This is a genomic window from Moorena sp. SIO4G3 (assembly GCF_010692305.1).
GTDB classification, from domain to species: Bacteria; Cyanobacteriota; Cyanobacteriia; order Cyanobacteriales; family Coleofasciculaceae; genus Moorena; species Moorena producens_A.
This window is the reverse complement of sequence record NZ_JAAHIG010000238.1, coordinates 1-14,219: the sequence shown is the minus strand read 5'-3', so window position 1 is coordinate 14,219 and position 14,219 is coordinate 1. Positions and strand designations below refer to the sequence as shown.

General features: G+C 43.5%; 9 protein-coding genes. 7 read left to right on the top strand and 2 right to left on the bottom strand.

All coding sequences use genetic code 11. The features are described 5' to 3' along the window. Positions 1–132 precede the first annotated feature (132 nt). Complete coding sequence (locus tag F6J99_RS30380; protein ID WP_293118503.1) at positions 133–2,070, top strand: glycosyltransferase family 39 protein; 1,938 nt, start codon at positions 133–135, stop codon at positions 2,068–2,070. A 133-nt stretch (positions 2,071–2,203) separates the two neighbouring features. Here the strand turns inward: F6J99_RS30380 and F6J99_RS30375 are convergent, their stop codons facing one another. Together F6J99_RS30375 and F6J99_RS30370 are read right to left on the bottom strand one after the other, a co-directional pair. After that, complete coding sequence (locus F6J99_RS30375; protein ID WP_293118501.1) at positions 2,204–3,250, bottom strand: DUF2235 domain-containing protein; 1,047 nt, start codon at positions 3,248–3,250, stop codon at positions 2,204–2,206. 924 nt (positions 3,251–4,174) lie between these two features. Next, complete coding sequence (locus tag F6J99_RS30370) at positions 4,175–7,774, bottom strand: hybrid sensor histidine kinase/response regulator (protein WP_293118500.1); 3,600 nt, start codon at positions 7,772–7,774, stop codon at positions 4,175–4,177. A 379-nt stretch (positions 7,775–8,153) separates the two neighbouring features. Between F6J99_RS30370 and F6J99_RS30365 the strand changes: the two genes are divergently transcribed. From F6J99_RS30365 to F6J99_RS30340, 6 genes are all read left to right on the top strand, one after another. Further along, complete coding sequence (locus tag F6J99_RS30365; RefSeq protein WP_293118498.1) at positions 8,154–9,074, top strand: circadian clock protein KaiA; 921 nt, start codon at positions 8,154–8,156, stop codon at positions 9,072–9,074. 127 nt (positions 9,075–9,201) lie between these two features. Then, positions 9,202–9,516 (top strand): circadian clock protein KaiB, encoded by a 315-nt coding sequence (kaiB, locus tag F6J99_RS30360; protein WP_008182352.1) that lies wholly within the window; start codon positions 9,202–9,204, stop codon positions 9,514–9,516. A 103-nt stretch (positions 9,517–9,619) separates the two neighbouring features. Next, positions 9,620–11,179 (top strand): circadian clock protein KaiC, encoded by a 1,560-nt coding sequence (gene kaiC, locus F6J99_RS30355; protein WP_293118497.1) that lies wholly within the window; start codon positions 9,620–9,622, stop codon positions 11,177–11,179. A 164-nt stretch (positions 11,180–11,343) separates the two neighbouring features. Then, complete coding sequence (locus F6J99_RS30350; protein ID WP_293118495.1) at positions 11,344–12,411, top strand: LOG family protein; 1,068 nt, start codon at positions 11,344–11,346, stop codon at positions 12,409–12,411. 184 nt (positions 12,412–12,595) lie between these two features. After that, on the top strand, positions 12,596–13,225 hold the full coding sequence (locus tag F6J99_RS30345; protein WP_293118493.1) for an IS607 family transposase: 630 nt from the start codon (positions 12,596–12,598) through the stop codon (positions 13,223–13,225). Beyond that, on the top strand, positions 13,176–14,219 hold a 1,044-nt coding region (locus F6J99_RS30340; protein ID WP_293118491.1), incomplete at its 3' end, for a transposase. The genes F6J99_RS30345 and F6J99_RS30340, both read left to right, overlap by 50 nt.

Here is a 14,219-nt window from a genome sequence, read left to right as displayed (position 1 = left end):
TTTGTGGTGGTAATAACGGTTTTAACCTCTCCCACTGTTCAAAACTTCACGTCCCCTCGATCCATGAATGCACCCATTGAACACACTACTTTTAGGATATAACGAGGCAAGAAAACACGCCCTAGCCCATTGATGAAGTTTACATTAGCTAATAGGTTTAAAAATTGGTGGCAATCTTGGCAACAGCATCCCACCACCATCTGGACACTTTCTATTCTGTGGTTACTCCTGATCAGCTGGCTAGCTTTTTTGTGGAATTTGGGCAACATCGGTTTGGTAGATGAAACTGAACCCTTGTTTGCTGAAGCGGCTCGCCAGATGACGGTGACAGGTGACTGGATTACCCCTTATTTCAATGGTGAGACTCGCTTTGATAAACCCCCCCTAATCTACTGGTTAATGGCAATTGGTTACCGGTTGATTGGGGTGAACGAATGGGCAGTAAGACTGCCGTCAGCCCTGAGTGCGATCGCATTAACTGGATTAGGCTTTTACACCCTACGATATTATGGGATTTCCCGTCCTGCTGCCTTTACCCCTGATGTAGATTCTAGTCAGCACAGGGATAGCAAAATCAACCCTTCCTATCTCCAGCGGCAGTTGTGGCTCTGTGCCTGGATTGGTTCCACCCTGATGGCAGTGAATCTTCAAACCATTATCTGGGCAAGAACTGGTGTCTCAGATATGCTACTCAGCGGCTGTGTCGGGGGTGCATTACTAACCTTTTTTCTAGGGTATGCCCATCGAAACCAGAGGAGCACAGGAGCACAGGAGCTCGGAAACAGCGAAACAACTGTTGCTAAAAGCCCCTCACCCCCTCACAAATACCCTTGCGGTTGGTACCTAGCCTGTTATGTGCTCATTGCTCTAGCTATCCTTACCAAAGGACCAGTCGGTATCGTTCTACCCACACTAATTATTGGTGGTTTTCTGCTTTACCTGGGCAATGGCAGGGAAGTATTGCAGGAAATGTGCTTATTTAAAGGCATTTTGATTATTTTGGCTCTGACACTGCCTTGGTATTTATTAGTAACCCTAGCCAATGGGCAAGCCTATATCGACTCGTTTTTTGGATATCACAATATTCAACGCTTTACTCGCACCGTTAACCGCCACGCTGGGCCTTGGTATTTTTATTTTCCAGTAGTACTGGTAGCTTTTGCCCCTTGGTCGAGCTACTTGCCCTTTGCGATCGCACGACTAAAATTTTGGCGGCGGGTGCGGTGGCGTAACTCACCCCGTTCTACTCATTTGGGTTTATTTGCTCTGTTCTGGTTTGTAGGGATTTTCGGCTTTTTTACCATTGCTGCCACTAAACTACCCAGCTATGTCCTACCCCTAATTCCAGCTGCCGCCATTCTTTTGGCTTTATTGTGGAGTGACCAACTCACCCATACTAGTAACCTTTCCTGGTCTAGCCCTCTGCCCCTTTCCCCATCCATGCTACTCAGTAGCCTATTTAACCTCTTGTTGTTAATTGCCCTTGCCACTGCTATTTTCTTGGCTCCGGAATATATCGGTAGTGGACCAGCAGCACCCAACTTACCGGAGCAGTTGCAAGAATCCGGCTTAATGGTGAGGGGAGGTATTATTTGGAGTTTAACTGCTATTCTAGCAGCACTGTTGCTGTGGCGACGTTGGTTGTTTGGGCTATGGATAGTCAACCTAGTGGGATTTTTAGCCTTTCTTATTGTCGTGTTGACCCCGACTTTCTTATTAGTGGATCAAGTGCGTCAATTACCCCTACGGCAATTATCTGCCATTGCTGTTCAAGAAAAGCAATCGTCAGAAGAATTGATTATGATTGGTTTCAAAAAACCCAGTGTGGTTTTTTACACCCAGCAACCCGTCACCTACATGAGCAAAGGTAAAAAAGCACGAAATTACATGAAAGAAATAGCAGTGACTCAGCCTTCACCTCCCTCAGTTTTGATGTTAGCTAGGAATAAAAGGCTAAAGAAAGCCAAGCTAAAACCTGAGCAATATGCTACCTTAGCTAGTCTTGGTCCCTATAAACTCATTCGGGTTTCAAAACAAGTTTTTGTTGATAACTCTAAAATTAAAAATTGAAAATTCAGTTGTGACACGACCCACGTCATACTTCACACTTCATACTTGATACTTCATACTTCACAATTTTATTCAAATAACAAATTACTAATTATTAGCTGTTGACTAGTCAAGCAAAATTGACATCATTATTTTACTTCTGTTGTTTCTGTTCTAATAGTTGATTGAGTCTGGAGCCGTGCTTTTGAGCCAGATTGCTCGGTCGATAATCTGGCCGCCTCAGCCAGCGTTCTATTACACTCTCGTGAAGGTCATCAAAGTTATCAGAAATCTCTCTTAGCTTGCGCCCTGTGAACTTGAATATACCCAGATCATTGTTGAAATCAATTTCATAGTCAAGGTTGATACCAGTGGGAATTGCGCTTGGGTCAAACTCAAGACCAAGACCGATCTTGCCGATTGACTCGATCATCCACTGCAGTGCGCCGTCCGACAAACCGCTCTGCTCCTGGGAGCCACCACCGACGGAGCCGTGAACCCCTGGAAACCATACTTCACGAACAATCTGGGTTTGGGAAAGGTGACTTTTGTCCATTGGCGTGACGTCAAAGACTTTGCGCTGCTCATCAATGGATACAGCGTGCAACCCATGCTCAATAATCGGACTCAAAGAGGTATCGTGGAATCTATACCTCTTGTTAACCCTTTTGTCAAACCGCAAAAAGGGAGATAAATTAGGGATACCAAGGGAACCAACAGTGTCCCAGCAGCCAAGCAAGGTAATGGGGACACTTTCTCCGTATTTTTCGCGGAATGCTACCATTTGTTGGTGATTAGGCTTGATATCCCGAGAGCGGTACATTTCGTAGGCTTCCGGAGCTTTATCGATCTCAATCCGAGATAGCAAGCCTGAGTTATAAATCATTCCAGCGAGACTGCGCACGGTGTAAGCCCCACGACTGAAACCGAACAGGTAGATTTCGTCACCAGGGGCGTAGTTCAGGCAAAGAAAGCGATAAGCATCCTGGATATTGGTATCAATCCCTCTGCCAAAAGCCCCACCGAAAAGCTTGCTCTTGAGAGAGTCTTCTGTGCCAATTCCCTCATCGTAGAATACGATTTGTGAAACTCCGTCACTACCCAATGGTTTAACTGCCTGAGAAATCTTAACCACATTGCTTGGGTAAGTACTTGATAACTCTTGCCATGTGCCATCACAACATACCACAAGACGTTTCATGGTCTACCTCCTTTAAAAAACTTACTTACTCTTACTTACTCTTTAAAACTATTTAAATTAAAGTAAATACTTTCGAGCAACTCAGATGATCAAGCGATCGCTCCATTCATTAACCATAAGCCATACTATTGTTGGCACTTATTTTTGGAAAAATTATTACTATTTAATCATCCTTTTGTCAACCGTTTATAGTTTTTTTGTTTACCGTGGCAATTTTGAGTTTTATTATTGTTAATTTTCTTTTACAAAAATTGAATTAGTTTTATTAAAAGTAATTAACCCTTAAGCTATTAATTAGGGCTTGCTGATTAACTATCAAAGCATTGACAGATAAAGGTTTTAGCCTTTTTGGGTCTCTAAAAGTGAAAGCAAATCGGTCCAAAAAGCTCAAAAAGTTAGGATTTTGGGCAGACAAGGGCATAAAAATCAAGGAATAATTCTTCCTCCTACCTTCTATATAATTCTCATTTCTCCTAACTCCTGACTCCTGACTCCTGACTCAATCCCTTACCAAAAGACTTTTTCAGCAAACCCTAATTAGCAACAAATATTAACTATGATTAACTATAAATGCTAAGGAAAACGTGATAGAAATCAAAATGACTTTGGGTGGATAGGAGCTGTCTTCTCCATATTAGCTTGAATTTCGAAAGAAGGCTCACGCCATAATCCTTGATTTGCGGTGAGATGAATTGCGAGCAACCAACACATTGGGCCCAGGGCATCCTTATGGTAAACTCTCCTGATCAGATAGTTAGGAATTGCTCTTGTTTGTACTTGAAGGCAAAAGAGGGAGGTTAACAAAACAGTTTGCCATCATTGACTAGATGATCCCCACGGCTGGCTTTGTTCGCAACAAGTGTCTCGAAGACTGGATGGATAATCACGGTGTCAGAGAATATGACCGACTTGCATGGCACCCCTTTAAAGGGTTTGGTTCATGACCTGCTTAATCTGCTTTAATAACTGGGTCATTGACTGAGAATGCCAGTGTACAATCTGAGTAGCAATTTTCTTCAGCAGCAACTCCAACTGAGAATTGGAGTTACTACTGTTACTACTCTTGATTACTGGATCATGCTGCTTAGCGTCTAATCGATGATCCAAAACCAGAATTGGTGGTCGCTCTGGTAATTGAGCAAGAGTTATCAATCCTTGGGAATGTTCTAAAGGATTAGTGAGATCTGTTAATCGAATCAGCAGCAAGTCCACACTTTTTCCCTGAATTTGACGGTATACTTCTGCCCAAGAACAGGCGAGTAAGCTGGAATAACCAGCAGTTTGTAAGTATTGAATCAGTGCCTGTAGCCAAGATGTTGATGATTTTCGTCCCAGAGAAAATCCGTAGGATAAGTGAGACGATTCAACGTTCAACCTGTTAACCTGTAACGGATTACCCCTAAACTTTGTTCTCTGCTCCCCCGTGTCCATCACTAAAATGGTAGGCTTGCAACTGATTCCAGCGGCCACTTGAATGACTTGCAGTATGGCAGCCATCTTTTGTTGATTATTTGGTGCTAAACAGGGATAGACTGAAAGACCAGTTACTTGATTAGCGGCTTCTGTAGTTTGGTGATCCAGGGTTACTAGTGGTAAAGTACTCAAGGAAGGATATGATGAAAACTGATTCAAGTATATTAAAGGGTTGATCAGTCGAGCACCATTTAATACAATCACATCTGGATTCCAAACCCGACTCAATAACTCAGCTTGATCGAAATCATCGGCTTCGAGTACCCGATAATTCAGGTCTAAGTGTTCTAGACTCAATAGTGAAGTTAACTCATCAGTCAGTGCAGACGAGTCAGAGTTCTGGTAGGAATCTACATAATAGCCTTTTCGCCCATCACCAGGATTGAGATAGAGAATCGTTAGCACACTACTGGTATTACTCTCGTCTTTAGCCAGGCGAGAAAGGTTTTCTCGTAATGCTTCCTCTTGTACCGGCAAACTTAAGAAACCATCAGCTTTGTTGTGGGTTGCCTGCTGTTTTTCAGCCTGGGTGGCTGTGACCAAAACCGGGATGTGATTAGTTTGGGCATCCGACTTTAGCAGTGTTAGGACATCCCAACCAGAAAGTTTTGGTAGTAGGGGATTGAGTAAGATAGCATAGGGTTGTAAACGGCGGGCTTTTTCGATGGCTTCTGTACCAGAGCGGGCAACCACTACCCAATAGCCTAAACTCTTGAGCTGTTCCGTCAATCCTTCCAGGTAAAGAGGTACAGCTTCCACAATTAACACTAAACGGTTGGGCGTCGAAGATGGGGGGTGAGACGTTGCCGTAGGGGCAATCTCTGATAGTTGCTCATCCCAATTGTCCAATTGATCAGATGAAGCGTGGGGAGGACAGGGGGGGAAGAGTAGGGTAAACTGACTACCGACCCCTGCCTTGGAAATAAACGAGACATCTCCACCATGCAAGTGAGCTAGATGTTGTGTTAAGACTAATCCCAGACCAGTCCCCTCAAAGCTACGAGTCAGAGGCTTTTCCAGCTGTTGGAATTTCTGAAAGATCAAGTGCTGTTTATCGGCAGGAATACCAATGCCAGTGTCCCAGACCGTGAAAGCAATCCAACCTTGCCACCAATTGACCTTCAGACCAATTTCACCACTGCCATCGGTAAACTTAAGGGCATTAGAAAACAGATGGGCCAACATTTGCCGTAAACGCAACTCGTCAGCAATCAGCATCTCTAAACTTGCTTCAATCTCTAGGGTGAATTTTGTCGGATAATCTCGATTGTTGTCCTCCGAGTGTTTTGAGTCTATCTCAGAGCGAGCTTGGTCATAAGCGCGATCGCATACAGTCCGAATTGGCACCGGTTCGAGGGTAAGTTTCAGTTGACCAGTCTCCATACGGGTCAAATCGAGAATATCGTTGACCACGGTCATTAGCTTACGGCCACTCTGATAAATTAACTGCGCATAACGGGATTGACGTTGATTGAGTTCCCCTAGGGCTTGGTCTTTCAACAAAGTTGACAAACCCAAAATCGCAGTTATCGGTGTTTTCAGTTCATGGCTAATACAAGCTAAAAACTCATCTTTGAGTCGGTTGAGTTGCACTAAATCAGCATTTTTTGCTGCCAGTTCTTGGGCAAAAAGTCGTTGCTCTGTGGTATCTTGAGCCAATACTAGGTATACTTGAGAGTTGGGTGACTCAGAGCTAGAGATTGGAGATCTCGAATAGTCAAAAGCGACCGTAGGCTCACTGCCAGTTTCTAGTCCTCCCTCCCAAAGGGCAGCGACAGAAGGTGACAGAGGAATTTTAACAAACGAGAATACCTGCTCCTGGCTGTTTGAAAGAGTTAAGTCAGTTGGTGCAGCGGTTTCCCGGCACCGGGTATGGTTTGCCCCGGTTTTCTTCACTGCTTGTGAAAACAGTAGCACGCGCTCATGAATAGTTGTTGCTGCTTGATAGGGAGTATCAAGAGCACAGTATTGCCCAACAGCAGCTTGTTGAGAGGTTTTGTCTCCCTGGTCACAAACATTCCCCACAGATAATGGCCATTGTCCTGGAGAGGTCGGAGCAGATTTGTGATGGAAGGTTGGGGACTTCTGGGTATCAGGCTGACCCGAGTTGAAGTCTATCGAGTCCATTGACTGTTCCATCGATTGGTTCAAACCTTCCTTACTGACTGCCCTCGGTACATCATTAGATAACAGACGATTGTAAGAAGAACGGTAGGGTATCTTTTCCCTAGCTCCAGGGTTTTTCTGGGCAGAGGTAGTATTTTTAGTTCCTGTGGTGCTAGCATGTGCCAGATTCCCTTCGGATGATTTCTCAATCTGCTCACGCCAGGTCAGATTCTCGGCTAAAACTTTTCCCGTCGAGGTTTGTATGCTTAGGGGTAATGGCAGTTGTTCTAACAGTTGGACTAATGGCTTAATGCCCTTTAACTGGGGAGTTTTAGTGACGGCTTCCTCCTGAGTTTTCAGTCCTGAGTTGATTCGAGATGATAATCCTAGGGAATTGACCCAAGAACTCTTGGCTGTTAATCGATAGTCTGGGTGGTGAGTCCTGAGGGGATTAGGGTTCAGTCCCTTGGGTTGAGTACGCTTTACTATCGATTCAGAACGTTGTTGGGTGAATGTGGATGCTAATGATTTTAACAGCAGCCAACTGTTAAGGAGTCCGATAAATTTCTGGTCCCCATCTACTAATGCCCACTGTTCCTGATCTCGGATGGGGAATTGGTTAAATTCTCTATCCCAGTTGCTGCCCAACTCCCCTAACCCCCCCTCCCTACTTCCATTGTCTTGTAGGTAGTACCAGAATTGGTTTAGACTCAGCTTACCTGGTAGGATGGTTATGGGTTCAATGATGTTTGGCTCTACCCAAGATAGTGGTTTGTGAAGAAAACCAGTTGTCATTGTTGTTCCTGAGCTACATACCTTAGCTAAGGAGAGCAGGTGAGGCATGATCTGCTTTAGGTTCACTACTCCCACAGGATATTGGTGTTCGCTGACTACCACAATCGAGTCATGCCTTGAACCATTAAAAATATCTAGCAGAGTAGCCAACTCAGAGCTCCTTTGACAAACAGGAACTAGCTGGGCAAATTTTTGGATACTGGGAGTAGGCATGGACATAACCAATCTAGCTTCAACAGCGGTTGAGCGCTACAGTAGCAACACATCCTCCTAAAGTAGCAACAAAGGAATTAACTCAAGCCCAACAGGACTAGACGATCCCCTAATGCTTGAAGAGCAAGTACTTTTCAATATACTGCTCAACACTGGGGATATAGTGAGGCGCGAAATCAAAATTAATTTCAATTATCAGACTGTTTCAATTTAATTTAATTTATATTAAGCTCATTGTTAAAAAAAATGTTAAAATCTTACTGGTTTAAGTACTCTTATATAGTAAGAGTAACCAGTTTGATATTCGGGACCTGTTGTGTTGCTTTCCCAACTAACCCTATGTACCCTAATCAGTTCTGATGCCCTAGCTCAATCCCTTTCTCAGGTTTTGGGTAGCGAGCACTATATTATACACTCTACTAGTTCAGAATCTGAATTTTTCGAGGTGGTTGAGCAACATAAACAGGATCTTGATTGTTTGGTATTGCAGGATACCGACACAGTTCCCAAGGTAATTCACTACTTGTACCTGCAAGGAACCACCTTACCTGCAGTATTTTTGCGGTCGGACTCCCCAGAAATCCCCCCTAGGGTTGACAGCAATCAACAGCTGGCTTATAACCAGACGACCCATAAATTCACCACCAGATCCAGGGATCATCTGTTCCATCCGGCAGAAGTGGAACTTAGTATTCACCAATTACCTGAGATTGGCAATTTCATCCAACAGGCGATCACCGGGTTTTTGTCCCTAGCTCCCGCCTGTAACTTACCCAGGTCAGATGACCCGGTTTATCCTAACCTCGCAGTCGCTAATTACAGTTTCTTGAGTAAGCAGCAGCATCGGTTAGCTGAAAAGCTCAGGGAAAGACTCGGATACCTTGGTGTGTACTACAAGAGAAATCCTCAGTTTTTTTTCCGTAATCTCTCTCTCAAGGACAGGGAGGAGCTGTTAGAACACTTGAAATCAGAGTATCGTCAAATTGTTCTACAGTACTTTGCTCCGGGAGATACTCTAAACCAAGACATCGATCATTTTGTAGAACAAGTGTTTTTTGCGGATATTTCTATATCTAAGATTGTAGAAATTCATATGGAACTGATGGATGAATTTTCCAAACAGTTGCAGCTGGAAGGCCGTAGAGAGGATATACTGCTTGATTATCGCCTGACGTTAATCGACGTGATTGCTCATTTAGGTGAAATGTATCGCCGCTCCATCCCCAGAGAACTGTAAGATCAGCATAATCGGATCAACATTGAGTAGTAAGCTTGATGGGAGGCTCTCCTAAAAAACCGTTTCCTTGAGTTCCTTGATCCCTTGTATTGACCTTTAACCCATCTTCTCCTAAACTTACGAGCCTATGAGTTCCTATAAAAAAACCTATGTTCTCAAGCTTTATGTAGCTGGGAACACCCCCAACTCCGTCAGGGCTTTGAGAACACTGAAAACTATTCTCGAACAGGAATTCCAAGGGGTTTACGCTCTCAAAGTAATTGATGTTCTTAAGAGCCCCCAACTAGCTGAGGAAGATAAAATTTTGGCAACACCAACCTTGGCAAAAGTTTTACCGCCTCCTGTGCGAAAAATCATTGGGGACCTCTCGGATCGGGAAAAAGTCCTGATCGGCTTAGATTTGCTCTATGAAGAACTCCGTGAGGGAGATTTAGATTTCTAAATAGATTATACCATTTTAGATTAAAGCGTGAAGATTTAGCAAGTCAGCAACACCATTAAACTTTCTTTTTTTTTTTGATTAAGAACATTTACTTACGACCAATATGAATCAATTGAATCAAAATGAACAATATCAAAATTCAGTAACAACGGTCGGTGTCCAGAAAATACGGACAATGATCGAAGGCTTCGATGAGATCTCTCATGGGGGTTTACCATCTGGTAGAACCACCCTGGTCAGTGGAACGTCTGGCACGGGAAAAACTCTATTAGCTGTTCAATTTCTCTACAACGGCATTAGCAATTTTGATGAAGCTGGTGTGTTTGTTACATTTGAAGAATCACCCACAGATATCACCAAAAATGCATCGAGCTTTGGTTGGGAGCTAAATAAACTAGTTAATGAAGGCAAGCTATTTATTCTGGATGCTTCCCCAGATCCAGAAGGACAGGACATTGTCGGCAACTTCGACCTGTCTGCTCTGATCGAGCGTATTCAGTACGCCATTCACAAATACAAAGCCACGCGAGTTTCCATTGACTCAATCACTGCCATCTTTCAGCAGTACGATGCTGCTTCGGTAGTACGTCGAGAAATTTTTCGCCTAGTGGCACGCCTGAAAAACATTGGCGTAACCACCATTATGACCACAGAGCGAGTTGAAGAGTATGGACCAGTAGCTAGATTCGGGGTGGAAGAGTTTGTCTCGGATAATGTGGTTATTGTCCGTAATGTCTTGGAAGGGGAACGCCGACGCCGCACTATAGAAATTCTCAAGCTGCGGGGTACCACCCATATGAAAGGAGAATACCCCTTTACGATTACGGATCAAGGGATCAACATCTTCCCCTTAGGAGCAATGCGACTGACTCAACGGTCTTCCATGGCCAGAGTCTCTTCCGGAATCAACACTCTTGATGTTATGTGTGGTGGTGGTTTCTTCAAGGATTCCATTATCCTGGCAACGGGTGCCACAGGTACTGGCAAAACCTTGTTAGTGAGCAAGTTTATCCAAAATGCTTGCATACAAGGTGATCGCGCCATTCTGTTTGCTTACGAAGAATCTCGGGCTCAGCTATCTCGTAATGCATCGTCTTGGGGCATTAATTTTGAGGAAATGGAACAAAAGGGTTTATTAAAAATTCTTTGTTCTTATCCAGAATCAGCAGGGTTAGAAGACCACTTACAACGGATTAAAACAGAAATTGCTGAATTTAAACCCTCTCGCATTGCCATCGACTCTCTTTCTGCTTTAGCACGGGGAGTGAGCAACAATGCCTTTCGGCAGTTTGTGATTGGTGTGACGGGCTATGCCAAGCAAGAAGAAATAACTGGCTTTTTTACCAATACCACAGATAAATTTATGGGAGCTCACTCCATTACCGATTCCCATATTTCCACAATTACTGACACAATTATAATGCTACAATATGTGGAAATTCGTGGTGAAATGTCCCGTGCTATCAATGTATTTAAGATGCGTGGCTCTTGGCATGATACAGGGATCCGAGAGTACACTATCAGTAAGGATGGACCAGAAATTAAGGATTCCTTCCGCAATTACGAACGAATCATCAGTGGTTCCCCCACTCGTATTCCCCTCGATGAAAAGAGCGAACTCTCTCGGATTGTTAAAGGCGTTCGTGATAAGTCAGGGGAATAATATCGAATCTGCTTAATCACTTCGTATTCAGGTAAATCGTTAATTGTTAATTGTTAATTGGTTAATTTTTAATTGCTAATTTATCCTTGACTATTGACAATTTTCAATTTTCAATTTTCAATTGACGAAAAACCTTTAATGATAAGTAGTCAACTGGATACGATATGACTCTATCTCCTTCTGTGGATGGCTTCAAGTCACTGTCAACTGATTTAGTAACATTGATTGACCAGCTACCTAATCTGGAAAATCGTAAATGGATCAAACGGTCTCTCGCAGTGCTAGTCCGACTAACTGGGGAAGAAATTGACCGTCTGGACTGGAAAATAATCACCGCTTCTCTAGAAGATATGGAGCGGGCATTTCAAGTTTTTTATCCCTATCGTCATGTCCGGAAAGTTACCATTTTCGGTTCATCACGCCTTGCCCCAAATACTTCTGAATATCAGCTGGCAGCTGAATTTGCCCATCATTTAACCAAGCAGGGATTTATGGTTATGACTGGTGCTGGTGGTGGCATTATGGAGGCAGGAAACAAAGGTGCTGGCTCTAAGCATTCGTTTGGTCTGAATATTCAACTACCATTTGAGAAAGAAGCAAATTCCTTTATCGCAGGGGATCCCAAGCTGATTGAATTCAAGTATTTTTTCACTCGCAAGCTATTTTTTATCAAGGAAACGGATGCGCTTACCTTATTTCCTGGTGGCTTTGGTACTCAGGATGAAGCCTTTGAGTCTTTAACCCTTTGTCAGACAGGACGATTAGAACCAACTCCTTTAGTACTAATTGATAAACCTGGTGGCACCTACTGGAAAGATTGGGATGCTTATATTCAAAAGCACCTCATGCAACGGGGTTTGATCAGGCCCTCAGATTCTAGTCTCTATACCATCACAGATAACTTAGATGTGGCTTACGAAACAATTAATCGGTTTTACCGGGTTTATCACTCTAGCCGCTATGTCAGAGATCAATTCGTTATTCGCCTCAAATCTGATTTGTCAGAGGCTGAGGTTGAACAGCTAAATCAGGATTTTAGCGATATCTTGGTTCAGGGAAGGATTGAGAAAAGTCAGGTTTTACCAGAAGAACTACCTGATGAAACCGCTGAACTTCCCCGTCTGGTTTTCCACTTCAATCGACGAGATGTTAGCCGTCTTTACCAGCTACTCGCTACTATTAATCACATGGGTGTTTCCGAAGAAAGTACAACTCATCCGGAACTGAAATAAAGCTTGGATGCTTGCATCCTTAAAATACACAGGAGGCTCGACCAATGACCAATAGCGGTAAATGACCCATTCTGTTGGTGGTAATGGAATTAGAGCGAGGTGCAACTATTAGCCAGATATCTCACTAAGCCTTAGCAAACCTTACTAAAGTTGAGTATACTAGATTTAGTAAGGTTAACGGTCAATGAAAAAATATGTCACTCCAAAAGAGGCAGCCGAGCACCTCGGAGTCTCGATCTCAACTCTTAGGCGGTGGGACAAAGAGGGTAGACTCGACAGTATCAGGACAAAAGGGAATCAAAGGCGGTTCTGTGTCGAAGGAGAAACTCCGCAGATTAAGCCCATTGTCTGCTATGCAAGAGTCTCTACCTATTCCCAGGGGGATGACCTCGATCGCCAAGCTCAATTTTTACGGGCAAAATACCCAAACGCAGAAATTGTTACAGAAGTTGGATCGGGACTCAATTTTAAACGGCGCAAGTTCCTCAAAATATTGGAACGAATATACTGCGCTGATATCTGTGCACTTGTCGTCGCCTATCCAGACAGAGCAGTTAGATTCGGCTTTCCATTGCTTGAGTGGCTATGTCAAAAAGGTGGGGTCAAACTCGTGGTTCTCAATGAACGCAAGTTATCCCCACAACAGGAACTGGTCGAGGATATTCTGTCCATCCTCCACTGTTTCTCTGCTAGGCTTTACGGACTTAGAAAATACCAAAAACAAGTCAGCCAAGCGGTACAAGAAAAAACCTCGGAACCAGACGGTGAAGTTGACACCCAACAGTGTCAAGAAACTCAGGGTGTTTCCATCTAAAGAGCTTCATAAAGTATGGAAAACGTGGCTTAATGCTTATCGCTGGGTTTATAACTGGTCAATAGCTACCATCAAAAATGGCTATCAAGGTAGTGCCTACGATTTACAAAAATTAGCAAGGGCATCGGATAGACCAGAGTGGGTAAAAAAACTCCCAGGTCATCAACTACAAGAGGCAGTAGCTGATGCAATTGATGGGTTTAAGCAGGCAAAAGCTAACAAGGGTTTTGCTAAGTTTAAGTCTTGTCGAGAAACAAGGCAAGTGATCAAGTTCAAGGCTGGTAACTTCAAGAAAGGTTCCTGGTATCCAACAAAAGTCAAAGGCTTGTCTTTCCGTTCACCTCAAGGTTTTCCTGACGAGTGTATCTACGGTACCCAGTTGGTTTGGATCAAAGGCAAATGGTACGGGATTTTCCCTGAATACATTGAACCTACTCCCACTTTTCAAGATCGAGTTATAGCTTTAGATCCCGGTATCAGAACGTTTTTAACTGGATTTGACGGCAGTAATTATATAGAAATAGGTAAGAGCGATATTGGTAGAATCCAAAGACTTTGTCAGCAGTTAGATCGGTTGATGAGTCGTATTGACTTAAGCTCTGCAAAACGCCAGAGACGAGCCATGAGAAAAGCCGCCCATCGTTTACGCCAAAAGATTCAAAACCTAATTAAGGACTGTCACAACAAGTCAGCGTATTTCCTTATTAGTAACTACAAGCTCATCTTTTTGCCGACGTTTGATACATCTGAGATGGTCGTCAAGTCAGCTAGGAAGTTGAACAAGAAGACAGCTCGCAATCTGCTTACCTGGAGTCATTACAAATTCCGCCAACATTTGATACAAATGGCAGATCGGCATGATGTAAGGGTGGTATTAGTTAATGAATCTTACACGAGCAAGACTTGTCCGGAGTGCGGTCATATTCACGAAAAATTAGGCGGTAATAGAAAATTCCAATGCCCAAAATGTGGTTTCTCATTACCACGGGATTGG